The sequence below is a fragment of the Penaeicola halotolerans genome (assembly GCF_016464625.1).
Classification (GTDB): Bacteria; Bacteroidota; Bacteroidia; order Cytophagales; family Cyclobacteriaceae; genus Penaeicola; species Penaeicola halotolerans.
In genome coordinates this window covers 139,793-165,444 of the sequence record NZ_JAEAGO010000003.1, presented here as the reverse complement: position 1 = coordinate 165,444, position 25,652 = coordinate 139,793, and the positions used below count along the sequence as shown (strand labels likewise).

Below are 25,652 nucleotides of genomic sequence, written 5' to 3'. Positions count from 1 at the left end.
TTTTCTACGAATTTGGAGTCTTAGGTAGTGTGAAGTGGAAGGTACTTCCTTCTCCTTCTTTAGATTCGACCCAAATGCGTCCTCCTAAGTTGTCTATGATCTTCTTGACGATCGCTAATCCCATACCCGTTCCTCCGTATTCATCTTTTCCATGTAGTCGCTGGAAGATGATGAAAATCTTCTCAAAATAGCTTTCATTGATGCCAATGCCATTGTCTTTTATTTGAAAGTGCCACTCGTCTTTGAGCGCTTTTGCGCTGATCTTGATCTCAGGCTTGACATTTGTTTTACTATACTTGAGGGCATTGCCTATTAAGTTGTTAAATACCTGACGTATAGGTATTTCATAAGAAGCTATCTCAGGAAGATTTTCATAATGGATAACAGCTTTTTTCTCTTGAATGCGTCTCCGTTCTAGCGAGCAGATTTCATCCACGATCTTTTGAATATCGATTTTTTTGATCTTATCCTCTACTTTACCAATTCTCGAAAACTCCAAAAGATCAAGGATGATTTGCCTCATTCGCTTGGCTCCATCTACGGCAAAGTTGATGTATTGATGTGCTTTCTCATCAAGTTGGTCACCATACTTCTTATCTAGTAAGCTAATGAAGCTAGTGATCATTCTAAGTGGTTCTTGAAGGTCATGAGAGGCTACATAAGCAAACTGTTCTAGTTCTTTATTGGAGATCTCTAAATCCCTCGTATGCTTTTCCAATTGCTCATTGAGCTGTTTGAGGTATTCTTCATAGGCTTTGCGTTGACTGATATCTGTCATCGCACCGACTACTCGAGTGACCTGACCAGCGCTATCTCTGATAAATACCGCTCTGTCTATGACATAAGCATAGGTACCATCTTTCTGCTTGAATCTATATTCTTCAAACCAGTTATTAGTATGCGGATCAGCCATGCTAGCCATTATTTTATCACTAATCTGTTGGCGGTCCTCTGGATGTATTTTGCTGATGAGTAGTTCAAACGAAGGTGTTATTTGATCTAATCGATAGCCAAATAACTCTTCAAATCCTTTGCCCCAGAATAGCTTTTGACCGTGGATATCATAGTCCCAGATAGCATCATTAGTGGCTTCTGAAATTTTCTCAAATCGCTCATTAGACTCCTTGATTTGCATTTCTGCTATTTTTCGGATGCTAACATCTTTGAAATACACGGAAAGTCCTTCAGCTGATGGATAGGCGCTGATTTCAAACCAACTGTTGATAGGAGGGTAATAGTCCTCGAAATGCACCGTTTGACCGGTTTCCATAGCTTTAGAGTACTGCTTGAAGGAATTGAGTGATTTAGCATCTTCAAAAACGTCCCAAAGCAGTTTTCCTATGATGTCTTCACGCTTGGTGTAAAGGATTTTTTCAGCTTGCTTATTCCAATAAAGCACTTTCCAGTTTTTATCTACTGCGAAAAATGCGTCTCCGATACTTTCTAGAATAGTATTTCGCTCTTCGAGTGATCTCTGAATAGCTATTTCAGTATTCTTTTGCTTATCGATATCTTGGATACTACCATAGATTCGTGTGCTTTTTCCATTGATGACATCGGCATGGCCTATGACACGGTTCCAGCGGGACTTACCTGTGTAAGTTTTGAGCAATAGCTCCAAGTCAAATTCTTCGCCACTTTTGATGAGTTTGTCGATGGCTTCTGTGATACGCTCTTTGCTTTCACCTTCATAAAACTCGAGGCCTCCAGATAATGAAGGGTCGTATGAATCCGGAACTTCTAGGATTTCCTTAGTCATAGGAGACCAATACATTTTGTCTGTTTCATCTTCTATGATATCCATTTTCCAGTTACCTATCCTAGCCATCTTAGCAGTGCGCTGAGCGAGTAGCTCAAGGTCATTTTTTTCTGTGATATCTAGGATGATAGAATCCCATAGGATCGTTCCGTCAGCCATTTTTTGGGGATTGCCAAACCCTTCATGATATCTGATTTGTCCATCGATAGGGGAAAGATAGCGCCATTTAGCATGCCAGTAGGTGAGGTTTTCGGCAGATTCTAGTATTGTTTGTTGTAGGTGCTGCTGATCTCCTGCCATGGCTATCCGCTCCCAGATGATCTTAGAGTCAGCCATACAAGCTTCTGGGCTTCTTCCCCAGATGAGGTGAGACCCCTTACTGACATACATGAGCTGGTCTGTCATGTCAGGCTTTAGAATATATTGGAAAATCACCCCTGGGATATTGTCAGAGAGGTTTTTGAGTCTGAGTTCAGTGATTTTCTTGTCATGAATGTCTTGAAAACTACCGTAAATTCGTTTGACTTTCCCATCTATAGATTCTATCTCACCAATAGTTCTGACCCATCTTTCATTACCGTTGGCGGTGATGATGACTGCTTCAAAATCATAGATTTCCTGATTTTTGATAGCAGCTTCAACGGCTAATTTAATCTGATCCTTGAAATCTTCTCTATAAAAATTGATTGCTGATTCTAAATCGATCTTGTAGTTTTTATCAACTTCATGAATTTCTCTAGTGATATCTGACCAGTATAGGTTTTGATTTTCGAGATCGATTTCCCATCCACCTACTCTTGAGAGCTTAGATGCGCGATCAAGTAGATGTTGTAGTTCGATGATGTCTGAGATATCTCTACCATAGCTAAATACAAATCCATCTTCACCAAATACTTCTGATGAGTCCCATGATATCCATAGATACTCTCCCGATTTGGTGATGTATCGATTGATGAAATTCCTTGCCTGTCTCTTTCCTGTGATTGTATCTACGTATTCTAGAGAGGTTTTATCAAGGTCTTCGGGATGCACAAAATTAGTAAAAGGTTGAGAGGTAAGTTCCTGCTCTGTATAACTCATCAACTTGCAAAATGCCGCATTCACCTTTTTGAAATAACCATTTGGAGAAGTTATAGCAAGTATCTCTGGCGCACTGTGAAAAAGCAGGTACATTTCTTCCTCTTGTTGCTTTCGTTTGATCTCAGCACCTAAAAACTTACCTAGATCGGTGAAAATGGCTGTTTTGTAATGATCCTCTGATAGGGAGCGTGCACTAGTGACTAAAAGTACACCAAGAAATTGCTCATTATGTATGATAGGGATAGAAAATGCAGATTTCAACCCTGCTTTTTGAGCGGATTGATATCTAATGAACCGAGGATCAGTATCGATATCATCCCAAATCTCAACTGAAAGACTCTCCCATGTATGTCCGGGTAAGCCTTGACCTTTGGCGAGTGTATTTTTTTCGATAGCCTGTTCATATAACTTTTCACTCTTAGTATCCTTTCCGTGATAAGCGATGAGGTGAATTTCTTCTTTTTCTTCACTTACTATCCATATTTCTGAAGTGTGATACTCTCCAAATTCAGTTAAGTGTCTTACAGTATATTGTAGTGTGCTTCTTAGGCTTGTTTGATCTTTAAAATACTGCGCGATTTCTTGCTGAATCTGCTTTTGTAGTTCAATGATTTTATTATCAGACACATCTCTGATGACACCTATCATTTTGATTGGCTGGCCTTTTTTGTTTCGAATCAAATGTCCAGTTTCTTCTACATAGGCATAGTTGCCATCAGCTTTTCTGAACCTGTATTCTTTTTGCCAGAGATGCTCATGCTTATCGTTTAAAAATTTCTCCCACAGTCCTTTGTTTTTCTCATCATCTACAGGATGCATGAAGCTCGCCCAAGTGCTGATGGTAAACTTTTCTTCCTGAAAATCATGACCAAAGACACGTTTAAATGCATCCCCCCAGTAGAAGATATCAGCTACAATGTCCCATTCATAGATTGCTTCATTGGTAGCTTTATTGATCAGTTCGTAGCGCTCATTGCTCTCTTGAAGATTTCTCTGCGTACGGATTAGGTCTGTGATATCTATGCTATTAACGACTATACCCATTATAGCAGGATCATCTAGTAGATTGGTGCAGGTACTTTGAATCCATCTCCATTCACCAGCTTTGTTTTTAAACCGATAGGGCAGTAGTCGGACGCGTTCTTGATGAGCAAGTTTCTCATACTCAGGTCTGGCAAATTCTCTATCCTCGGGATGAACAAAAGAAAAACCATTAGCGCCTAATAGATCAGCTTCAGTATAGCCTAGGTTTGGCCCATAACTAGGACTGATGTACTGATAGATGCCTTCCCAATCGAGGATGGCAGTGAGATCAGCACCTTCTTGTACCAATGCCTTAAAGCGCTTTTCACTATCGGCTATTAGCTTATCTTTGTGAATTCTATCGGTGACATCTCGGAAGTTGTCCACTATGCCATTGATATTAGGATCATGGAGCATATTGGTGATAGTCGCTTCTAGCCATCTCCAAGAGCCATTTTTGTGCTGTACTCTAGAAGTGTGGCCTTCCATAGGTACTCCAGGATTTTCGAACACGCTTTGCATTTTGATCTCCAGTGCAGGAATATCCTCAGGATGAACTACTTCGAAAAGGTTGAGTTGGAGGGCTTCAGTCTCAGAATAACCTAATATGCGAGAGATAGAAGGAGAGATATATGAGAGAGAGCCATCTATATTAATGATAGCAATACCATCGCTTCCATTTTCTACAAGTGCCCGGTAGTACTGCTCACTTTTGAGTATTTGAACCTCTATTTCTTTCTTTTCTGTGATATCTTCATGTGATCCCGATACTATCAAAGGTTTTCCATCATCTGACCATTCAGTTACCTGACCTCTATTGTGTATCCAGACGACCTGGCCATTTTTATGATAGATGCGGCATTCTATATCAAAGAACTCTTGTTTTTTATCAAAACATGCTTGCATATTTTGCTCATACAAGCCCACATCTTCAGGATGTAGGATCATGTACCAAGTCTTTAGGTTGATAGGTGCTAACTCTTCTATGCTAAAGCCAATCATATCTGCCCAGCGATGATTGACGAAGACTTCACTGGTTTCTATATGCCACTCCCATGTTCCTACATTGGTCGCAGAGATGATATTATTTAATCTTTGATTTTCTTTTTTGAGGATTTTTTTATTCTCGGAAAGTTCATTGTGAGTCTTCCGCAACTCAAACAACTGCATGACCTGATTAGCAAGGGCTTGAAGTGCTTCTTTTTGGGTTTCGCTGAGTTTTTTAGGAGTATCATCGATCACACAGAGCGTGCCCATGCCAGCTCCATTTGGAGCGACAAGCGGAACACCAGCATAGAAGACTACATGAGGATCTGAGGTGACATAAGGATTGTTTTTAAAGCGATCATCTTCACGGGCATCTTCTATGATGAATATCTCGTCAGATGCTTCTACTGCATGTGTACAGAAAGCGTGCTCTATCGGAGTCTCATCTATGTCAATCCCTACTTTGGCCTTAAAGAACTGCCTTTCGTAGTCTAACAAAGTAACCAAGGCTATGGGAGTGCCACAGATGCTTGCCGCAAGCTTAGCGATATCATCATATTCTTTTTCCGAAGGAGAATCTAATATGTGATAACTATTTATAGTTTTTACTCTCTTGATATCTGATCGCCTCATACTTTCACTTTTATCCCTCTAAAAATTGATTGAATGCCTCATAAGGCAAATTACATAGCATTTTAGGCGCTTTTTTTCTTTTATGCTGTCTGTTTAGGCTATAGGTTATTGGTGTTATTTCAAGAGGAAAAATAGCGAATATTATTTTTATTTAATGCTATTAAACTACTTAAGAATTTGATAATAATGATAAATGTCAAAACTATCAATTAGCGCTTAGGAAATGGCGCAGTGATTCTTTGTCGAATGTATTCTTTGAATGACTGTCCTGTAGCTACTAAAGAAGCACTTGCAAAAAGTAAATACATGGTCAGATCAAAAGCAGAAAAGCTCTTGAACATCATCCAGACGCTTAATGAGATAAAGGTGATCATGGCGAGCCCTCCAAATACAATTCCCCAAGTGGGTTTGAAATAATGTGTGTGTAGCCCACATGCAATCACGATTAAGAGTACACAAATCAATGAAGATGCCGTATTTGCCCCTTGGGTAGAGGTGCTAATGCCGATCAAAAGTAGTACTAGGCTCAACATGATTCTAAGAATAGTTTTGCCAATATTTTCGATTTGGAGTAGTTTGAGGATCATGTTGATTTGGTTTAGTTTGATACCTAATTTAAAGAAAAGCAAGGCACAATCAAAATGAGCTGATAAGGATAGTACAACTCGCGTAAATTAATTTGAAAAAACATACAATAATCGAATCTTAAAAAAGGTTAAAATTCTAACGACCAAAACCAAATCATCTAAACAGTAACATTATGAAAATACTTATCTACACCATCCGAGGTGTGTTGCTCTTGTGCATTGCATGGCTACCTCTCAACTCAATGGCTCAAGGATCTCTGGAGGAAGGGACTATAGAAAGCCAGTTTGAGTACCTCAATCGTATTTCAAATAATTACGAAGAGTATAAAGTAGTGAAGAAGTACAACATGACTAAAATGCAGTCGAATGTACTAGATACGCTGAATACTTTTAGGAAAAACCTTGCGCAGCTTAGTGCTGAACTGAAAACAAGAGATGAGGAGATCGAGCAGTTAAAATCTGAAGTCGCAGCTGCTCAAGAAGAATTAGAAAGTACCATAGCGATTCAAGAAAGCATTCCATTCTTAGGCGCCAATATGCATAAGTCTACTTACAATACTTTGATGCTGGGTATCATAGCAGTATTAGGTATTGGATTGTTATTCTTTATCTATCGATTCAATGCCAGCTTTAGGATCATCGCTGATACCAATAAAACCCTTTCTGAGACCAGAGAAGAATTTGAACAACATAGAAGAAATGCACTCGAAAGAGAAAGAAAGCTCAGTCGTCAGTTGATCGATGAGCGCAATAAGAGACTGGTTTAAAACAGTTTTTAGTTTAGTGGTAAGAAAGAAGGCGCCTGTGATGGGCGCCTCTTTCGTTTATTTTTTCTTCTTGGCAAATCTACCACCAGCTTTCTTAGCAGGTTGGTTTTGGACAAGCTCCATACATTCTTCATAGCTTAAGTCTGCTGCTTCTTTGTCCTTTGGGATTTTTACATTTTGCTTACCGTACTTGATATATGGCCCCCATCTGCCATTGAGTATTTGGAGATCTTTATCTTGCTCAAATTCCTTGATAAACTTCTCGGCATCGGCTTTACGCTTAGCTTCTATCAAGGCGATGGCTTCCTCTTCCGTGATGCTGAGTGGATCGTGTTCTTTGCCTAAGGAAACAAAGCCTCCATCATGTCTCAGGTATGGACCAAATCTACCGATAGCTGCTACTATTTTTTTACCCTCAAACTGACCAACATCTCGTGGGAGTTTGAAGAGCTCTAAAGCATCTTCTAGCGTAATGCTTTCTATGAACTGCCCTTTTTTCAAACTAGCAAATTGCTTTTCTTCATCTTCCGCTTCTCCGATCTGTACGAGTGGTCCAAACTTACCAAGTCTAGCGATGATTTTTTTACCACTCTTTGGGTCGATTCCTATCTCGCGCGAAGTGTTGATATTCTGTCGTTCGATACTTTCTGTGTCTTCTACCTTGACATGAAACTTTTGGTAGAAATTGTCTATCATCGTATCCCAAGCTTGCTTCCCTTGAGCGATCTCGTCAAACTCTTTTTCCACTTTGGCAGTGAAGGAAAAGTCAATGACGTTGGGGAAGTGTTCTACTAGGAAATCATTTACTACCATCGCGATGTTAGTAGGGAAGAGTTTATTTTTCTCTGCTCCAGTGATTTCAGTCTTGGTTTTCTTATCGATTGCTTTATTTGCTAAGATCAGCTCTCTATACTTTCTTTCTACACCTTCACGCGCTTCTTTGAGCACATACTCACGCTTTTGAATAGTGGAGATGGTGGGCGCATAAGTAGATGGTCTACCGATGCCCATTTCTTCTAGTTTTTTGACCAAACTAGCTTCAGTATATCTAGCAGGAGGACGGGTAAAGCTTTCCCTAGCTTTCATCTCCTTCAAGTCGAGTTTTTGACCGACTTTCAGTGGAGGTAGTAGACCTTTTGCAGTGCTTTCTTCTTCTGGCTCGTCATCAGTACTCTCTAGATATACTTTGAGAAATCCTTCAAATTTGATGACTTCACCACTTGCACTAAGTGTTTCCTTTGAGGTGGAAATACCGATAGTCACATTAGTTCTTTCGAGCTGAGCGTCTGCCATTTGGGAAGCAATGGCTCGTTTCCAGATGAGTTCGTATAAGCGTTGCTCATTGCGGTCTCCACTAGCTTCTAGTGTAGAAAAGTCGGTAGGCCTGATGGCTTCGTGCGCTTCTTGAGCTGAATCAGATTTAGTGGCAAATTTTCTCGTTTGAACAAATTCCTTTCCGTAGGATTTGGTGATCTCAGCCTTAGCACTGGATATGGCATCATCAGAGAGATTGACGGAGTCCGTTCTCATGTAAGAGATCTTACCTGCTTCGTACAGTCGCTGAGCTACACTCATTGTCTGAGAGACGGAGAAATATAGTTTTCTACTGGCTTCCTGCTGTAGGGTAGAAGTAGTGAACGGTGGTGCAGGAGTCTTTTTAGCAGGCTTTGTTTCTAAGTTGTCTATGCTAAAGGTAGCCTCTAAACATTCATTGAGAAAAGCAGAGGCTTCTTCCTCATTGGCTAGTTTGCGAGGAAGTTCTGCCTGCATTTCCTTGCCATCCACTAGAAAGATAGCTGTAATTCTAAAGCTTGACTGAGCGCTGTGCTTTTCGATCTCACGCTCACGCTCTACGACTAGTCTGACGGCTACTGACTGCACACGGCCTGCAGAGAGACCTCTTTTGATTTTTTTCCAGAGTACTGGCGAAAGCTCAAATCCAACTAATCTATCTAATACCCTTCGCGCTTGCTGAGCATTCACTAGGTCGATATCGATTTTTCTAGGATTGTCTATGGCTTTCAGGATGGCATTTTTGGTGATCTCTCTGAAAACAATTCTTTTTGTATGAGCATCTTTGAGTTTGAGTACTTCATTAAGGTGCCAAGATATCGCCTCTCCTTCGCGGTCATCATCGGATGCTAGGTAGACAGTCTCCGCATCTTTGACCAAGGCTTGAAGCTTTTTGATGACTTCTTTTTTATCAGCCGATACGATATAGGTTGGTTTGTATCCATTTTTGATATCGATGGCATTATTATCTTTGGGTAAGTCTCTTACATGACCATAGCTAGATGCCACCGTATAATCTTTCCCTAAATATCCCTCTATGGTTTTGGCTTTGGCCGGTGACTCAACTATGACTAGATTCTTTGGCATTTGATCGATTTATTAGTACTCGGTAGTTTTGCAAATATATTGGACGAGGCAAACTTGTTGAAAAAAAAGCACAAATTAAAATCCAGTGTTTAGATCGATGCTATTTTTGGCACGGTTTTCAAAGTAAAGGTTTGTCCTCAAATAGGATTAACTCCTAAATTATCAAATGGTTAAATATCTAATTGTGCTTAGGCATGGCGAAGCACATTCCTTTTTACATCAAACTTCTGATTTTCAAAGAGAATTGACAGAGTTGGGTAAACAACAAATTAAATCTGCAGCAAACTTTATCAAAGAAAAAGAGCTAATACCAGATGTCATTTTAGCGAGTGCAGCTACCCGTACACGACAGTCAGCAGCTATTGCCTTTCTAGAGATGGAATGTAATAAAACTGCTTTATACCTAAAGCAAGAACTCTATAGTACATCTATGGAGCAGATCATTGAAATACTTTCTGACCAAAACAGTACTATAGAGAAACTGATGGTGGTAGGTCATAACCCAGAACTCTCAATGCTATTGACCCATTTGAGCGGTGATGGATACATCACCATGGATACAGGTCAAGTCTTCATCTTGAAGACAGAGATAGAGGAATGGTATCATCTCAGTGCAGATACTTGCACGATAGTCTTTCAGCACCATCTCAATTAATCTCAGCTATTTTCGATTGAATACGCGTTTAATTTCCTGATGCGGTAAAATTTTATTTTTTTTGTATTTCTATTTTATCATTAAAATTTCAAATACAAGAAAATGAGCGCACTGGGAAGACATATCATAGTAGAACTATACGACTGTAGTCCGGCTATACTCAATGATGTAGTCACAATACAAAATAAGATGGAAGAGGCAGCTGAAGAAGCAGGTGCTACTTTGATCAACTCTACTTTTCACCATTTTTCACCCTATGGTGTGTCAGGTGTAGTCGTGATTCAAGAGAGTCACTTAGCGATTCATACATGGCCAGAGTATGGCTATGCAGCCGTAGATCTATTTACTTGTGGAGAGACTGTCAACCCATGGGTATCCTACAACTATCTCAAAGATGCTTTTGAAGCAGCACATGGTTCTGCCATTGAGCTCAGAAGAGGAGAGATGGCGCTTTTGACACATAAGGATTTTGATATTAATCAAATGCGAGATGAAAAGTCGGCAGGAGATGGCAGTCCTATTCGTACCAAAGATGTATGGTTCACTGAGCGTAATGACAATATCGCACTATCCCTCAAGCACGATGGCAAACTCTATGATGCGCAGTCTGATTTTCAGAAAGTAGAGGTTTATAAAACCTTTGCTTATGGCAATATGCTGACACTTGATGGCATGGTCATGACTACGGAGAAGGATGAGTATGTCTATCATGAGATGATCACGCATATCCCGATGATGACACATCCTAATCCTAAGCGTATCTTGATCATAGGTGGAGGAGATGGTGGTACAGCTCGAGAAATCCTCAAACATCCAGGTGTGGAAGAAGTAGTGATGGTCGAGATCGATGATAAAGTCATCGAAGCTTCTAAGCAGTTTCTTCCAAGTATCGCTTCGGCATTTGATGACCCCAAGTTGACACTCATCGTAGATGATGGTATCAAGTATGTCAATGACGCCAAAGATGGGACATTTGATATCGTATTAGTCGACTCTACAGATCCTGTCGGACCAGGCGAAGGACTCTTCACTGCGGAGTTTTACAAAGAGGTTTACAGAATCCTCAAAAAGGATGGTATCATGGTCACACAGTCAGAATCTCCAAGATTTAATGAAAAAGTTTTTGTGGAGATATATGACTGTTACAGAGAGATTTTCGGTAAAGATAAAGTGCATTGTTACCTAGCGTATATCCCTACTTACCCAACAGGTATGTGGTCTTTCTCGTATTCAGCTAAAGGGGATTGTGATCCACTAGCGGGTCTTGACGCAGCCAAGGTTGATGCCCTATCAAATCAATTACAGCTCAAATATTACAATGCTGAAATACACCGTGCTGCATTTGCCCTACCAAATTTTGTTAAAAAAATGTTAGCCTAAGATTTTATGAACAAGACACAATTGATCCAATCCTTTGATCCTAATGGAGTAGGAGCTCAGGGTACGCTTTTTGGATTGCCATTTGACACAGAGACTGCAGATCTAGTGATCATCCCAGTGCCATGGGAAGTGACTGTATCATACAGTGCTGGCACAGCGGCTGGGCCAGAGGCTGTGCTCAATGCTTCTCCACAACTTGATTTATACCAATATGATATAGATCATGCTTGGAAAATGGGAATCGCTATGCTTCCTATCCCAGAGCATATTGCTGAAATGAGTGATAAATACCGAGCGTTAGCGGCTAATTATATCAATTGGCTGGAAGAAGGTGAGTCAGAAGAGGAGAGAGAGAGATTTATCGCAGTTCCTAGATTAATTGATAAAGCTGCAGAAGAGATGAATGCTTGGGTCAGGGAACAGACTCAAATGCTTTTGGCAAAAGGTAAGTTAGTAGCACTACTAGGAGGTGATCACTCTACACCTAGAGGTATGCTACAAGCCATGGCAGAAAAGCACGATAGCTTTGGTGTGCTTCAGATAGACGCACATGCTGATTTGAGAGTAGATTATGAAGGTTTTGAAAATAGCCATGCCTCTATCATGCACAATGTACTCAAGCTTCCTCAAGTCAGCAAAATGGTGCAAGTAGGTATCAGAGACTACTGTGAGGCAGAAGCTAACTATGTGATGCACTCAGGAGGAAGAATCGTGAGCTTCTATGATCATGCGATCAAAGCGCAACAATATGAAGGCAAATCATGGCAAGCCATCTGTCAAGATATCATCTCAGCACTTCCAGATAAGGTCTATGTGACCATCGATATAGATGGCCTAGACACAAAGCTGTGTCCAAATACGGGAACGCCAGTAGCAGGAGGATTTGAGTTGGAGCAGATGCTCTACTTGATGAAGCAACTTGTGAAATCTGGGAAGGAAATGATTGGATTTGACTTAGTAGAGGTTGCTCCAGGACCTGATGGCGATGAGTGGGATGGCAATGTCGGTGCACGTGTGCTTTACCGTATGGCCAACTTGCTAGGCGTTAGCCAGAAGAGATTGTCATTCAACGACTGAATTAATTCATATAAGCATAAAAAAACCACCTCAGGAATGATTTATTGAGGTGGTTTTTTTTATGATGGAGATTGAATTTTACCTTTTTAACTACAAATAAGTTAGGTATAGTCTTGCTCCATAGGAGCTTTATATTAATAGAAAATAGTTAATTGATTTTTATCTATTAATCACTTCTCCAATATCTCTAAAGCTGCAGTGTACATGGCTTTGATACCAGTCTCTAGGGTAGGGCGAATCACAGGCGCATAGTAGGGCGAGTGTAGCGAAGGCAATACAAACGATAGACTACTCTCTACACCATCTACTTCTTGAAGAGCAGCTGCATACTTTTCTGGCTCTATCGCACCTAGCCAAAACATAAAGCTAGGAATAGGAGTAGCTTGCTGTCCGTAGCGAGAAAAATCCTCTCCAACCATGTAAGGCGCTACTTCTACAACTTTCTCTCTACCAAAAGTCTCCTGAAACACTCCGACAAGCCTTCGAGCGAGTGCAGGGTCATTGACTGTAGCGGGTGTTTGTGGATCTCGTATACTGAAAGTAGGCATTTTGTCTTCTGGCAGCCCAGCAGTTTTGGCATAGCCTATCGAGATGCGCTTGATAGCATCGATCATCTGATTACGAACTTCCTGTGAATAGGCACGAATGGTAAGTTGCATCTTGACCTGATCAGGGATGATGTTATGCACAGTACCACCATTGATAGCGCCTACGGTGATCACTCCAGGGTCTATGGGGTTGATCTCTCTGCTGATGATGGTTTGGTAGGCATTGATCAGTTGAGCACTCAAAACAATAGGATCTATAGTGGTATGAGGAGCAGCACCATGTCCACCTTCTCCATAGACTGTGATGTCCATCATGTCTACACTAGCCATGAGTGCACCTTCTCTATATCCGATGGTGCCAGCAGGTAGGGTAGGATTGTCATGAAGCGCAATCGCATAGTCAGGCTTAGGAAATCGCTCATAAAGACCAGCTTTGAGCATAGCATCTGCACCTAGACCATTTTCCTCGGCTGGCTGACCGATCATGACGAGTGTCCCTCTCCAGCGGTCTTTTGACTGACTGAGCGCTCTAGCTGTTCCTACGAATACGGTCATATGCACATCATGGCCACAAGCATGCATAGTGAAGGTTTCTTGACCCGCATTACTGGTCGCTTTTTTTGTGCTAGCATAGGGTACTCCCGTTTTTTCTTCTAGTGGAAGGGCATCCATGTCCGTTCTGATAAGCAGCGTAGGCCCATCACCGTTTTTCATCACACCTACTACACCATAGCCTCCAACTTTTTCAGTTACTTCAAAGCCAGCTTTTCGGAGTTCCTCCGCTATACGAGCACTGGTTTTTTCTTCTTGAAGTGAGAGCTCAGGATTTTGATGGAGGGTTTTGTAGAGCGTTTCCAAGCTTTGGTATTCTTGAGCGATATGTTGCTCAATGGACTTAACCTGTTGAGCAGAAACTTGACAGATTCCTAAAAATAGGGTAGCAGTGAGTAGGGATAGATACTTCATAGTTGACAGTTTTATCATGACTATTTACTAAAAACAACCTAAAATAAACAGATAATTGCGGGATTTTGAATTAAATCTTGGGAGTAAACATCCAAAAGTGTAAACTAGAAGCTTGTAACAATAGCAATGAATCATGTTTGAAATACTTGGGGAAGGAATTGTAGATTTTAGTAACTGGATTTGGGGGATGCCGCTGCTCTATCTTTTGATGGGTGGAGGAGCTTTTTTTATGATTTACTGTGGGTTTCTGCCCTTTACTAAGTTGCGTCATGCGATCAAGGTAGTCAGTGGTAAATATGACGATGAAAATGCTCCTGGTCAGATCAGTTCTTTTCAGGCTTTGACTTCAGCTATCGCGGCTACAGTTGGACTTGGAAACATCTCAGGGGTAGCCGTAGCGATCAATATGGGAGGCCCAGGAGCGATCTTTTGGATGTGGGTGAGCGCCTTTGTGGGTATGGCGACCAAATATTTTACATGTACCCTTGCGATCATGTACCGAGGAAAAGATACCCAAGGAGAGATCCAAGGTGGCCCTATGTATGTCATCACAGAGGGTTTGGGTAAAAAATGGAAGCCACTTGCAGTGATTTTCTGCGTAGCGGGGATGATAGGTTTATTACCCATCTTTCAAGCGAATCAACTCATCGCGGTGATCGATGAAGTGATCATGCTGCCCAATGGACTTGAGCCTATGATGTGGTCTTCTTTTATGGGAGAGATTGATCTGAGAAAATTAGTATTGGGAATTATTATATGTGGGTTGGTTTCTTTGGTGATTCTTGGGGGCATTCAGCGTATCGGTAAAGTAGCAGAGAAGCTAGTGCCTTTTATGGTGGTTACCTACTTCATTACAGTGTTGATCATTTTGATTATCAATTATACAGAAGTGCCAGCCATGTTTTGGAGTATCATAGAGGATGCATTTACAGGAAAGGCTGTCATGGGCGGTGTAGTAGGAGAGATGATCGTGATCGGAGCTAGACGCGCTGCATTTTCTAATGAAGCAGGTATCGGAACAGCACCGATGGTTCATGGAGCCTCTAAAAACAATGAGCCAGTAAGAGAAGGGCTTGTCGCCATGCTAGGTCCTTTCATTGATACGGTAATAGTATGTACGTTGACGGCCTTAGCGATTCTTGCGACAGGAGCTTGGGAGTCTACAGAAAATGATGGCGTGCGATTGACCATTGCAGCCTTTGAGACAGCACTGCCAGGCTTTGGGACTTATCTACTCATGTTAAGTGTCTTTGTTTTCGCACTTTCTACCATGTTTACCTATTCTTATTATGGCACTAAGTGCACCAATTTCCTTTTTGGTGCCGATAAAGCTAAATATTACAATTACTTCTATCTAGCCACGATCATCTTTGGAGCAGTGGCTTCATTGGCAGTTGTGGTGAGCCTCATAGATGCGATGTATGCCGTGATGGCGATACCTACCATGGTATCTGCGATCATCTTAGCACCAAAGGTGGTAGCAGCTACTAAAGACTACTTTGCTAGGATGAAGGCTGAAAAAGCTTGAGGATATATAATAATACAAACCAAAACGGCTACCTCATCTGAAGTAGCCGTTTTGGTTTAAGTAATACTGCACTTAACTTATTTAGCTTGTGGGAGTCCTCTAGTCAGCCAACCTCTTCTACTTGCAGTAGCGATGGCATATGGTGTAATCCAAAATAAGCCAAAGGTGTAAAACAAGCTATAAGAATATGCCCAGAATGCTTCTGCTGATTTATACTTTTTAGCATAAAAGATCGCAGGAAAACTAGACAGTATCAAAATACTCATACAAGTAGAGCTTAAGAAGAGAACTGGATGTGTCAAGATAAAAGATAGCATCAATACCAAGAATGGATAAGCCATAATGAGTTTGACCCACTGATTCACAAATAGTAACCTCGTTCCGAAAGTAGAACCTTCTCTGAAATTTTTAAATACATACTTAGACATCATGATATTCTCTCTCACATTGCTTCTTTCCCATCGGATAAACATCTTGTAGAGGCCCTTATATTTTTCAGGGAGCTTAGTTAGGACGTAAGCATTTTTCTGGAACTTCACTTCATAACCTTGTTTGAGGATCATATTTGTCATGGCACGATCTTCCCCAATGTCAGATGGTTGTCCCATAAAGGTTTGATTGATCCACTCAGGCAGACAAGCCATTACTGCTTTTTTGCGGTAAGCTGATAGGGCACCAGGGGTACAAAGCACTGATCCCAACTGACTCTGTGCAGATCTGATAAACTCAAAGCTGAAGACAAAGCTGACATTCAGCATGCGAGGAATGATCGCTTTTTGATTGTTCAATACACGCACATTACCTGCTACTGCACCGCACTTTTGATCCAAAGCAAATGGTGATACCATGTTACGTAGTGTGTCTTTTTTGACGATGGAGTCACTATCTACTGTGACAAATATCTCACCTGTAGCCAAGTGAAATCCTCTATACAATGCATGTCTTTTTCCTTTATTCACAGGTTGTTGATAGATGGCCAGTCTATCACCGATGGTTTTTTTAGCCTCTTGCATCCAGTGCCACGTATCATCTTGGCTACCATCATCTATGGCTATGAGTTGCAATTTGTCCGCTGGAAAATCACTTTCTACCAAGCTTTGTAAAGTATCATATACTTGCTTGCCCTCATTGTAGGCAGGGACGATCACAGTACAAGTCGGAAGTAGCTCATCACTCACTGACTTCACTGGCTTATAGCGTAGATAGAGGACTAAGTTGAAAAGGAAGAACCCTGCTTTGAATAATATCAATGATATAGATAAGACTATTAAACTAAAGCCCCAAGTCGAACTGATTCTACTCAAATGCAATGCTTCGAAGCTTGGCTGTAATTCATACACTAAGTAAGCACCACTTAATAGCAGTGTGAAAGTTGCTATAAGTAGGAAAATATCTTTCTTATAAAATCCTTGAGTTGGATGAGCAGGATGAACTGCTTTTGATTTCCAATTTTTAGTATTTAATGCATGGCTGATCGCCTGATTGTCCATTGGTAAGACGAAGCTAAACAATCGGCTTTCGTGTGCCTGCTTTTTCTTTACAGCGCTGTTTATTTCGCTTTCCTTCTCCAGTGTTGCTTTTTCTCTGGTATCCATATGATCGGTATAGGTTTGGTTTATGAGCATCGCTCCAGATTGATGTTTCAACTACTATACCACGTCTAAAAAGCCTTTTTTTAGGGTTTAAAAGCTACTTTTGAGAGTGAGCGCTGCGGACTAAATACGCAAATTGAGGAAGTAGGTAGGCAAAGTGGGATTATTTGAAATGGAGTTTGAAAAATGAAAAGCTGAATCAGTATCCTGAATGATAGCCTTTAAGAAACCACCAGTACGATTTTGCCTATATGCTCACTTGATTCCATGAGCTGGTGCGCTTTAGCAGCATCGGCTAAAGGGAAAGTTTGGTAGACTATCGGTTTGATCGTACCAGCAGATAGTAGTGGCCAGATATGTTGAGACAGCTTTGTGGCGATTTCCCCTTTGAAGTCAGCATCTCTTGCTCTCAAAGTAGATCCAGTGATGTGAAGTCTTCTGGTCATGATCTGTAGAATATCAACAGTCGCTTGACGCCCCTTCATCGCATTGATAAAGATCAGTCTGCCATCTGGATTGAGTAGCTTGATATTTTGCTCAAAATAGTCACCTCCGACCATATCTAAGATAATGTCAATTCCTTCACTGTCTCTCTGCAATGCTTCCCAAAAATCAGCTGACTTATAATTGTAAGCTTGCGCCCCAAGAGACTGACAAAAAGTAACTTTCTCAGGAGTGCCAGCTGAAGCAAAAGCATACCCGCCCATCGCTTGGACCATTTGGATAGCAGTTACGCCTATGCCGCTAGTACCTCCATGGATGAGCACTTTTTCTCCTGCTTTGAATTGGCCTCTATCGAAAACATTGCTCCAAACGGTAAAAAATGTCTCGGGTAAGCTTGACGCTTCTACCATATCTAAGCCTGCAGGAATGGGAAGTACTTGCTTTTGATCTACTGTGACAAACTCCGCATAACCACCACCAGTGAGGAGTGCACATACTCGATCACCTACTTCCCAGTGTTGTACACTTGTACCTAAAGCAGTGATTTCCCCAGCGACTTCCAAGCCCGGTATATCAGCTACAGCACCTTTGGGTGCAGGATAGTGACCTTTTCTTTGTGCGATATCTGGACGATTGACACCGGCAGCATGTACTTGGATCAGTACTTCGTTAGCAGCTGGAGTAGGCATTTGCCTATCATCCAGTTGCAGTACTTCTGGTCCACCTGCTGCAGTGATGCTAATTACCTTCATTAGCAGCTTCTTTTAATAGATCTATGAATTTATTGGTATTGTAGTCTGCCATACCTTCTTTGATGAAGATGATCTCACCAGACTTATTGATCACATAGGTGGTTGGAATAGAGGGGCTTTTAAATACTTGAGGCATGAACTCCACCTTGAAATAAGGGAAGTTGAACTTCTTTCTATTGACATAAGCTTGTGCTTTGTCGAAGTTTTCATCGATAGACAGCATGACAAATTTGATATCAGGCTCGTCTTTCATTTTTTCATACAGGTTGTTGATATTAGGCATCTCGGCTAGACATGGAGGACACCAACTTGCCCAAAGGTTAAGAAAAACTACCTTCCCTTTATAATCTTCAAATTTTATCAATTCTCCCGCTGGATTGCTCATAGTCAGACTATAGTCAGCTTTCTGAGCTACTTTTTCATGATCAGGACTTAGGTTTAGTGGCATCACTTGGATCATGACCGATTGGATTCCCGTGATGAAGTGTTTGTTGATGCCCGTAAAATGCCCCACCAGCATCACACTGAGAATGATCACCCACGATTTGATTTCCTTTTTCAGAGTTGGAGACATTTTATTGGATTTATTTAATTAGAATTCTTTTCTACTTGAGCGTCAAAAGCTTTCAAAGGTAAGCAACATTTGTTTTTCTATATGTGACTCGGATTACACATCTTTGTGCATACAATATCTTAAAAATAATTCAATGAGCGAAGTACATTATTTCAAAGTAGCCAAGGAATTAGGCATTAGTGAAAAACAAGTAAAGGCTACTTCTGAACTTTTGGATGAAGGAGCCACAGTGCCCTTTATCTCTAGGTATCGAAAAGAGGTCACAGGAAGTCTGGATGAGGTAGCAGTAGCTGCTATCAGAGATCGTGTCACCCAACTCAGAGAGCTGGATAAGCGCAAGGAAGCTATACTAAAATCACTAGAAGAACAACAAAAACTAACACCAGAACTTCAAGCCAAAGTAGTCGGAGCAGAGACTATGGCAGTGCTTGAGGATATTTACTTGCCTTATAAGCCTAAGAGGAGAACGAAGGCTACTATTGCTAGAGAGAAAGGACTCGAGCCACTGGCAGAACTGATATTTGCACAAGAAAAGATAGATCTAGAAACTATAGCATCAGGCTATATAGACGAAGCCAAAGAAGTGGCGACAGTAGAGGATGCACTTGCTGGTGCGAGAGATATCATCGCAGAGTGGATCAATGAAAATGCGGAGGCTAGAGCTGCTATGAGGACGCTTTTTATGGAAAAAGGTGTGTTCAAATCAAAAGTGATTCCTGGCAAAGAAGAAGCTGGACAAAAATATAAAGACTACTTCGACTGGGAAGAGCCCATCAAGACTGCGCCATCTCACAGGGTATTAGCCATGAGAAGAGGGGAGAAAGAGCTCTTTTTGATGCTAGACTCTTGTCCCGAAGAAGAGCTGGCTATTGCGCTGTTGGAAAAACATTTCATCAAAGCAGGTAACGCGGCCGCTAATCAAGTAAACATAGCCATAAAGGATAGCTATAAACGTCTACTCAAGCCTTCTATGGAGACAGAGGTGAGATTGGCAACAAAGAAGAAAGCAGATGAAGAGGCGATCAAGGTTTTTGCTGAAAATTTAAGACAGCTGCTGCTTTCGGCACCACTAGGAGAGCGCAGTGTGATGGCTATAGATCCAGGATTTCGAACAGGCTGTAAGACAGTCTGCCTAGATGCGCAAGGCAAGCTACTGAAAAATGAGACGATTTATCCAAATGAACCACAAAAGCAAGTGCGTGAGTCTGCTGCTTTAGTAAAGCACATGGTGGAGAAGTATGGTGTGCAAGCGATCGCTATTGGCAACGGAACGGCCAGTAGAGAGACAGAGCAGTTTGTGAGAGGATTGGGACTTCCAAGCCATATCGCGATTGTCATGGTCAATGAAAGCGGTGCTTCGATCTATTCTGCATCTGATGTGGCGAGAGAAGAGTTTCCAGATCATGATCTAACCGTGAGAGGAGCAGTCTCTATCGGTCGGAGACTCATGGATCCTCTAGCTGAGCTAGTCAAAATAGACGCTAAGTCGATAGGCGTAGGTCAGTATCAGCATGATGTAGACCAATCACAACTTAAAAATAGCCTAGATGATGTCGTCATGAGCTGCGTAAATGCAGTAGGAGTAGAAGTCAATACAGCGAGTAAGCAACTACTCACTTATGTATCAGGACTAGGTCCTCAGCTAGCACAGAATATCATAGAGTATCGAAATCAAAATGGACCATTTAAAGATCGAGCAGCCATCAAAAATGTCCCAAGACTGGGAGATAAAGCCTTTGAACAAGCCGCTGGATTTTTGAGAATTCGCAATGCTGCCAATCCTCTGGATAGCTCCGCTGTGCACCCCGAGCGCTATGAGATCGTCAGCAAGATGGCCAAAGACCTAGGATGCACTATAGCTGATTTGGTCAAGGATGATACGCTGAGAGAAAAAATCAATATCAAACAATACGTAACTGCTGAGGTGGGTTTGCCTACTTTAGAAGATATCCTATCGGAGCTTTCCAAGCCTGGTAGAGATCCTAGAGAGGCTTTTGAAGCATTTGAATTTGCTGAGGGTGTCAACCACATGGAAGACCTCAAAGTAGGAATGAAGCTCCCTGGTATCGTCACGAATATTACCAATTTTGGAGCCTTTGTAGATATCGGAGTTCATCAGGATGGACTTGTGCACATGAGTCATCTAGCAGATCGCTATGTGAGCAATGCCAATGATATCGTACAAGTACAGCAAAAGGTAGAAGTGACCGTAGTCGAAGTAGATATCGCTAGAAAGCGTATCGCGCTGAGTATGAAGTCAGATCCATTTGCAGAGAAACCAAAGAGGGAAGAGGGAGCTCGACCTCAAGCTCAAAGAAGAGAACAAACCAAACAGACTTCTGCAGTAGCTGATGGAGATCTAGCTACTAAATTGGCGATGCTTAAAAATAAGTTTAAATAATATAAAAAAAGCCTTATCGATGAGATAAGGCTTTTTTCTACCAAATATTTGACTTAGGTTTAATTTATTTAACCGCTAGTTAATCATCCAAAATGTAGCTCCATAGGCTTAAAGATCATACCATCTCTTTCGAGCTCGGGTGCAGTAGGGATGAAATGTTTCTTTTTGAAAAAGTCATAAGCTTGTGGAGGGCTCTCTATGATGACTTTATTATAAACGCCATTTTGGTTCAGGGATTTAACTTGTTGCTCAAGCATCATACTGCCTATTCCTTGATTTTGATACTTAGGGGCTACGAAGAAGAGGTGGATCTGATTGCTGTTGTATTCGCAGAACCCTACGATCTCCCCCTCTATTTTTGCACAGCAGATTTCAAATCCTTTTTTACGTCTATCGAGCAGGTTTTTTTCCTTGAAATTATCGATATAGGTTTTAAAGCCTTTTTCTCCAATATACGTTTTCTCCATAGTGGGGAAGTGACTTTTTAGCCATACAGCGAGGTTTTTGATCTCATCCGTATCTGCTATAAAGAATTTGATTTGGGCATTGCTCATTGTGTGTTTGCTTTGGTTTTGGATCAAAAAATCATTGATTATTTAAATTTAGGAAATAAATAGTCAAAAAAACAATTTTAAAAAGGTGCTTAAAGAAAACGGATTCTATATTTTGGTAAAAGTTGTTGATCTTTTAAAGTACAAAAGCTCTATATAACCGAAATAGAAGCTTATTTTGCTTAAATGTATTAGAATCAGTTATTTTGTGCTAGCTTGAAATTTGATAAAAAAATAATATTAAGATGCATTGGTTTTATAAAAACAAACACAAATCTAAGCTTTCAGCCCTGTTTGTAGGTTTGGTCGTATTGGTCATGCTAGTGGGAATCATTGGACTTTCTACTGTAGGGAAGCTCTCAGATTCATTTAAGACATTATATGATGATCGATTAGTCCCTGAGCGTAATGTCGCTAAGATGATGGAGCTCTTTTACGAAACAGAAATAGGCTTAGAATCTTTTGTCTACAGCAATGCCGATGTAGTCAGTCCTGAGCTTGTCCAGCGAGCTATAGCCAAGCGCAAGACAGACTTGAATCTACTCATCGCTGAGCTGGCCGAAACTTATCTAGTAGACGATGAGAAGCTGTATTTGCAACAGTTTAAAGACTCATATGCTGCCTACAAAGAGGTGGAAAAAGAGATCATTCGTCTCAAAATGGAAGGAAAAGGAGAAGAGGCAGAGAAAATGCTACAACAAAAGGGGCAGGAGTCTTTACACAGTGTCATTAGTCACTTGCAAGAGCTTATGAACATACAGCTAGAAGTAGGAAAAACCCTCTATACAGATGTAGAAAATATTACAGGCAATGTAAAAGTATTGTTTCTAGTCATCATGGGTATAGCTTTGGTCTCAGTCATTATAGTTGGCTTATATTTGACTTTCTACTACTACGAATAATTAAAAGAAGATGATAAAGAAAAAAATTGCCCAGTTCGGGAAAATAAAGAACGCCCTAATCGTGGTTTTCTTGCTATTTACAGTGAGCGGTCTGGTTGGGATCAACTCGCTGAGTAAGGTGTCAGTCTCTTTCAGATCTATCTATGAAGATAGGCTCGTCCCTTCCAATCAGGTAGCACTCATGTCTCAATTTGAGTATGCGATCAAGAGTCTGATCAAGCGTCAAATCTTGGATGGTAGTGCCGAATTAGATGAGACAGAAATGGCTAGCATCAAGACCTATAATGCTTCCATTGACAGCCTTCAAAAGTTGTATTCGAATACTTTTTTGACACCAGCAGAATACGAAGCTTTCAAGCAGTACAAAGTCAACAAAAAGTTATTTGATGATGTAGTAGCTAAAGTCTTTTCTCTAGTCCAACTGAATGAGCCTGTTCAAGCGGCTCAGCTCTTCGAGAGTGAGGGGTATTCTACTTTTGATGCGATGATTTTGCCGCTTCAAGAGATCGCTTTGATACAGGTCAAAGTAGGGGAGGAACTCTATCAGAGTAGCTATGATCGTATCAACAATGTGCGTAGGATTAGCTTCATTACTCTAGGAATTGCCTTTACTGTGACACTTTTCATCGCTTTATATTACACCTTCATTCATTATGAGAGGGATTGATCAAATTATTTAATATTATATAGGTAACTGTCTGATATTAAAAATAATAAATTAAATTTAGGGTAGGCTAAATTAGTCTACCCTAAATTTTTTTAAGTAAAAAATTAACAACAGATTCATCATCCAATTAGGTGAAATGAATGTTTAATTGAGTACATTTGATCAGGCTTTTTATAATTTTTAGAATTACAAAAATGCTTTTGATACCCAGATAAATGTATTGATATATGAGGTCGAAGCGATCTTTCAAGTATATTCCTCACAGAATAGCGCTGATTTACTTGATATTTGGAGCCTGTTGGATACTGGGTAGTGATAGATTATTGACGCTACTAGATGAGTTATTTATAGACTACAATGTAGCTTATTTACAAACTATCAAAGGACTCGTTTTTGTCTTTATCACGGCAGCTTTGATCTACTTTTTTGTCAAGTCATTTAATCGAAAATTAATCGAATCTGAAGCGCACTATCGGCTAGTTTTTCAGGACAATCCCAACCCTATGTGGATCTACGATCAGGACACTTTGGCCTTTATTGAAGTCAATGCCATGGCGGTAAATAGTTACGGATATTCCACTAGAGATTTTTATAGCATGAAAGTGGATGACTTGCTTCACCAAGAGATGGGCAAAGCTAGCACAGTGCATAAGGTAGTCTACAACTCAATGGTGGAAGAGCGTCACTTGAAAAAGGACGGAAGTGTGGTATTGATGCAAGTATATGCGCATCCATTTATTTTTGAAGGAAGATCTGCGGTGCTCGCTTTGCTGATAGATGTCACCGAAAAGGAAATGTCTCTACAAGAAAATCAAAAACTCAATAGCTTCCTCAAAGAGCAAAATGAGCAATTGAGAAAATATAGCTATATCAATTCGCACAAGGTACGTGCTCCTCTGACCAATATCCTAGGCTTAGTCAATCTCCTCAATGAGGAAAAAACCTTAGTAGAAGAAAGCTTAATAAGTAAATTAAAAACTGCTGCTGATCAATTGGACAATGAGATTCAGGTGATCAACAAAATACTTTCATCAAGAACAGCTGCTAAGCATATAGGAGAGATGACTACGGGTAAGCAGATCAATCATGTCATGCTTGTAGATGATGATAGCATACAGCACCTGATCAATACCAAGATGATCAAATCCCTCCACCCCAATATGAAGGTGAGTAGTTACACAGAGGGAGAGTTGGCCTTATCATATTTACTAGATGGCGGCCAGGATATGCCAGATCTACTTTTACTAGATATCAATATGCCTAGTATGAATGGCTGGCAGTTTCTAGACAAGCTTCAAGCAAAGGAGATACAGATGGAAGTCAAAATGGTCACTTCCTCTATTGATCCGAATGACGTGCTCAGGTCGATGAAGTATAATCAGGTCAATGGCTTCATCATCAAGCCGCTTTCAAAAGAAAATCTGAGTGAAATTCTTTAAACATTTCAGTGCTTTGAAGGCTTCTTTCTGTGGAGAGTCTTAAGTTTATGGAATAAACGTTCAAGATTCCCTTTTTTTTGCCTTATTTTGGCTTTGTCAATCAGAGTCAACTCGCGCTTTTAAATGAATAGTATGGCATCTGCAAATCAAGTCGTAGAAGAATCTCCAAAAGAAAGTTCAACTCCGAAATACGTCATCAGTAAAAAGATAGATCGATTTTTTAGTGAGTTATATGGGGTCTTCTCCTTTGTCGCTAGATTTTTTAGAGAAGTATGGTTTCCTCCATATGAGTTTAAAGAGGTACTCAGACAGTGCTACCAAGTGGGGTATAAATCGCTTCCGCTCATCAGTATGACGGGTTTTATCACTGGTTTGGTATTTACCAATCAGTCTAGACCATCACTTGCCGAATTTGGTGCTACTTCATGGCTTCCTGCTTTGATCTCTATCGCAATCATCCGAGCTCTAGGACCGCTCGTTACAGCCCTGATCGCAGCAGGGAAGGTGGGCTCCAATATAGGTGCAGAACTAGGATCGATGAATGTCACAGAGCAAATAGATGCGATGGAAGTATCCGCCACTAAGCCTTTCAAATATTTAGTGGTCACGAGAGTACTAGCAACATCGATCATGATCCCTGTACTGGTGATGTATACAGACTTTGTCGCACTAGCAGGTTCTTATTTGAATGTTAGGAGCAATGAATTAGTGAGTTTAAGCTCATTTGTGGTACAAGTATTTGATGCGATTACTTTTTTGGATTTATTTTCATCAGTGATCAAGTCGGTGTTTTTCGGATTTACCATAGGAATGGTGAGTTGCTATAAAGGATATCACTCTTCGAGAGGTACAGAAGGAGTAGGTAAAGCCGCCAACTCAGCGGTGGTCGCCTCCATGTTTTTGATATTTATCTTAGAGATATTGATCTTACAAATCGTAAATGCTATCAGATACGCATAAG

At 40.7% G+C, this 25,652-nt stretch carries 18 protein-coding genes; 10 read left to right on the top strand and 8 right to left on the bottom strand.

Translation table 11 applies throughout. The features are described from left to right. Nucleotides 1–4: 4 nt before the first annotated feature. Together I5349_RS08320 and I5349_RS08315 are read right to left on the bottom strand one after the other, a co-directional pair. Entirely contained in the window at nucleotides 5–5,482 is a 5,478-nt protein-coding gene (locus I5349_RS08320) for a PAS domain S-box protein (protein ID WP_226390297.1), read from the bottom strand. Nucleotides 5,483–5,691: 209 nt separating this feature from the next. After that, the gene (locus I5349_RS08315; protein WP_226390296.1) at nucleotides 5,692–6,069 is read right to left on the bottom strand and encodes a hypothetical protein; all 378 of its coding nucleotides are present in this window, start codon (nucleotides 6,067–6,069) and stop codon (nucleotides 5,692–5,694) included. Nucleotides 6,070–6,242: 173 nt separating this feature from the next. Between I5349_RS08315 and I5349_RS08310 the strand changes: the two genes are divergently transcribed. After that, nucleotides 6,243–6,836 carry a hypothetical protein gene (locus tag I5349_RS08310; RefSeq protein ID WP_226390295.1) on the top strand — a complete coding sequence of 198 codons (594 nt, stop codon included), beginning with the start codon at nucleotides 6,243–6,245 and terminating at the stop codon, nucleotides 6,834–6,836. 57 nt (nucleotides 6,837–6,893) lie between these two features. Here I5349_RS08310 and topA read toward each other — a convergent pair whose 3' ends face one another. Then, a complete protein-coding gene (gene topA / locus I5349_RS08305; protein WP_226390294.1) occupies nucleotides 6,894–9,215 on the bottom strand; it encodes a type I DNA topoisomerase in 2,322 nt (773 codons plus the stop codon). Nucleotides 9,216–9,381: 166 nt separating this feature from the next. Between topA and I5349_RS08300 the strand changes: the two genes are divergently transcribed. The 3 genes from I5349_RS08300 (at nucleotide 9,382) to I5349_RS08290 (ending at nucleotide 12,327) form a co-directional block, all read left to right on the top strand. Then, nucleotides 9,382–9,870 (top strand): SixA phosphatase family protein, encoded by a 489-nt coding sequence (locus I5349_RS08300; protein ID WP_226390293.1) that lies wholly within the window; start codon nucleotides 9,382–9,384, stop codon nucleotides 9,868–9,870. Nucleotides 9,871–9,972: 102 nt separating this feature from the next. Next, a complete protein-coding gene (gene speE / locus I5349_RS08295; RefSeq protein WP_226390292.1) occupies nucleotides 9,973–11,250 on the top strand; it encodes a polyamine aminopropyltransferase in 1,278 nt (425 codons plus the stop codon). 6 nt (nucleotides 11,251–11,256) lie between these two features. Beyond that, a complete protein-coding gene (locus I5349_RS08290; protein ID WP_226390291.1) occupies nucleotides 11,257–12,327 on the top strand; it encodes an agmatinase family protein in 1,071 nt (356 codons plus the stop codon). Between the two features lie 170 nt (nucleotides 12,328–12,497). On the opposite strand, the gene I5349_RS08285 is transcribed toward I5349_RS08290, so the two are convergent. Beyond that, nucleotides 12,498–13,841, bottom strand: coding sequence for an amidohydrolase (locus I5349_RS08285; RefSeq protein WP_226390290.1), 1,344 nt, complete (start codon nucleotides 13,839–13,841; stop codon nucleotides 12,498–12,500). Between the two features lie 133 nt (nucleotides 13,842–13,974). Between I5349_RS08285 and I5349_RS08280 the strand changes: the two genes are divergently transcribed. After that, on the top strand, nucleotides 13,975–15,369 hold the full coding sequence (locus I5349_RS08280) for an alanine/glycine:cation symporter family protein (protein ID WP_226390289.1): 1,395 nt from the start codon (nucleotides 13,975–13,977) through the stop codon (nucleotides 15,367–15,369). Nucleotides 15,370–15,446: 77 nt separating this feature from the next. Here the strand turns inward: I5349_RS08280 and I5349_RS08275 are convergent, their stop codons facing one another. From I5349_RS08275 to I5349_RS08265, 3 genes are all read right to left on the bottom strand, one after another. Further along, nucleotides 15,447–16,964, bottom strand: a complete 1,518-nt coding sequence (locus I5349_RS08275; RefSeq protein ID WP_226390288.1) for a glycosyltransferase family 2 protein — start codon at nucleotides 16,962–16,964, stop codon at nucleotides 15,447–15,449. Nucleotides 16,965–17,182: 218 nt separating this feature from the next. Beyond that, nucleotides 17,183–18,157 (bottom strand): NAD(P)H-quinone oxidoreductase, encoded by a 975-nt coding sequence (locus tag I5349_RS08270; protein ID WP_226390287.1) that lies wholly within the window; start codon nucleotides 18,155–18,157, stop codon nucleotides 17,183–17,185. Beyond that, entirely contained in the window at nucleotides 18,144–18,731 is a 588-nt protein-coding gene (locus I5349_RS08265; RefSeq protein ID WP_226390286.1) for a TlpA family protein disulfide reductase, read from the bottom strand. Before I5349_RS08265 ends, I5349_RS08270 begins: the two co-directional genes overlap by 14 nt. Before the next feature lie 133 nt (nucleotides 18,732–18,864). Between I5349_RS08265 and I5349_RS08260 the strand changes: the two genes are divergently transcribed. Next, entirely contained in the window at nucleotides 18,865–21,132 is a 2,268-nt protein-coding gene (locus I5349_RS08260) for a Tex family protein (protein WP_226390285.1), read from the top strand. A gap of 83 nt (nucleotides 21,133–21,215) precedes the next feature. On the opposite strand, the gene I5349_RS08255 is transcribed toward I5349_RS08260, so the two are convergent. Then, on the bottom strand, nucleotides 21,216–21,686 hold the full coding sequence (locus I5349_RS08255) for a GNAT family N-acetyltransferase (protein ID WP_226390284.1): 471 nt from the start codon (nucleotides 21,684–21,686) through the stop codon (nucleotides 21,216–21,218). A 242-nt stretch (nucleotides 21,687–21,928) separates the two neighbouring features. On the opposite strand from I5349_RS08255, the gene I5349_RS08250 reads away from it, so the two are divergent. The 4 genes from I5349_RS08250 (at nucleotide 21,929) to I5349_RS08235 (ending at nucleotide 25,651) form a co-directional block, all read left to right on the top strand. Continuing rightward, a complete protein-coding gene (locus I5349_RS08250) occupies nucleotides 21,929–22,585 on the top strand; it encodes an MCP four helix bundle domain-containing protein (RefSeq protein ID WP_226390283.1) in 657 nt (218 codons plus the stop codon). Nucleotides 22,586–22,595: 10 nt separating this feature from the next. Next, nucleotides 22,596–23,252: an MCP four helix bundle domain-containing protein gene (locus I5349_RS08245; protein ID WP_226390282.1), complete on the top strand. Its 657-nt coding sequence runs from the start codon at nucleotides 22,596–22,598 to the stop codon at nucleotides 23,250–23,252. Nucleotides 23,253–23,479: 227 nt separating this feature from the next. Continuing rightward, nucleotides 23,480–24,691: a response regulator gene (locus tag I5349_RS08240; RefSeq protein WP_226390281.1), complete on the top strand. Its 1,212-nt coding sequence runs from the start codon at nucleotides 23,480–23,482 to the stop codon at nucleotides 24,689–24,691. Nucleotides 24,692–24,823: 132 nt separating this feature from the next. Beyond that, complete coding sequence (locus I5349_RS08235; protein ID WP_226390280.1) at nucleotides 24,824–25,651, top strand: MlaE family ABC transporter permease; 828 nt, start codon at nucleotides 24,824–24,826, stop codon at nucleotides 25,649–25,651. Nucleotide 25,652 lies beyond the last annotated feature (1 nt).

Bases quoted from the DNA above. Each gene is read 5' to 3' on its own strand.
- I5349_RS08285 (WP_226390290.1), bottom strand. From the start codon at position 13,841: ATGAAGTATCTATCCCTACTCACTGCTACCCTATTTTTAGGAATCTGT.
- I5349_RS08320 (WP_226390297.1), bottom strand. From the start codon at position 5,482: ATGAGGCGATCAGATATCAAGAGAGTAAAAACTATAAATAGTTATCAC.
- I5349_RS08275 (WP_226390288.1), bottom strand. From the start codon at position 16,964: ATGGATACCAGAGAAAAAGCAACACTGGAGAAGGAAAGCGAAATAAAC.
- speE (WP_226390292.1), top strand. From the start codon at position 9,973: ATGAGCGCACTGGGAAGACATATCATAGTAGAACTATACGACTGTAGT.
- I5349_RS08235 (WP_226390280.1), top strand. From the start codon at position 24,824: ATGGCATCTGCAAATCAAGTCGTAGAAGAATCTCCAAAAGAAAGTTCA.
- I5349_RS08300 (WP_226390293.1), top strand. From the start codon at position 9,382: ATGGTTAAATATCTAATTGTGCTTAGGCATGGCGAAGCACATTCCTTT.
- I5349_RS08265 (WP_226390286.1), bottom strand. From the start codon at position 18,731: ATGTCTCCAACTCTGAAAAAGGAAATCAAATCGTGGGTGATCATTCTC.
- I5349_RS08250 (WP_226390283.1), top strand. From the start codon at position 21,929: ATGCATTGGTTTTATAAAAACAAACACAAATCTAAGCTTTCAGCCCTG.
- I5349_RS08255 (WP_226390284.1), bottom strand. From the start codon at position 21,686: ATGAGCAATGCCCAAATCAAATTCTTTATAGCAGATACGGATGAGATC.
- I5349_RS08280 (WP_226390289.1), top strand. From the start codon at position 13,975: ATGTTTGAAATACTTGGGGAAGGAATTGTAGATTTTAGTAACTGGATT.
- I5349_RS08240 (WP_226390281.1), top strand. From the start codon at position 23,480: ATGAGGTCGAAGCGATCTTTCAAGTATATTCCTCACAGAATAGCGCTG.
- I5349_RS08245 (WP_226390282.1), top strand. From the start codon at position 22,596: ATGATAAAGAAAAAAATTGCCCAGTTCGGGAAAATAAAGAACGCCCTA.
- I5349_RS08310 (WP_226390295.1), top strand. From the start codon at position 6,243: ATGAAAATACTTATCTACACCATCCGAGGTGTGTTGCTCTTGTGCATT.
- I5349_RS08290 (WP_226390291.1), top strand. From the start codon at position 11,257: ATGAACAAGACACAATTGATCCAATCCTTTGATCCTAATGGAGTAGGA.
- I5349_RS08315 (WP_226390296.1), bottom strand. From the start codon at position 6,069: ATGATCCTCAAACTACTCCAAATCGAAAATATTGGCAAAACTATTCTT.
- I5349_RS08270 (WP_226390287.1), bottom strand. From the start codon at position 18,157: ATGAAGGTAATTAGCATCACTGCAGCAGGTGGACCAGAAGTACTGCAA.
- I5349_RS08260 (WP_226390285.1), top strand. From the start codon at position 18,865: ATGAGCGAAGTACATTATTTCAAAGTAGCCAAGGAATTAGGCATTAGT.
- topA (WP_226390294.1), bottom strand. From the start codon at position 9,215: ATGCCAAAGAATCTAGTCATAGTTGAGTCACCGGCCAAAGCCAAAACC.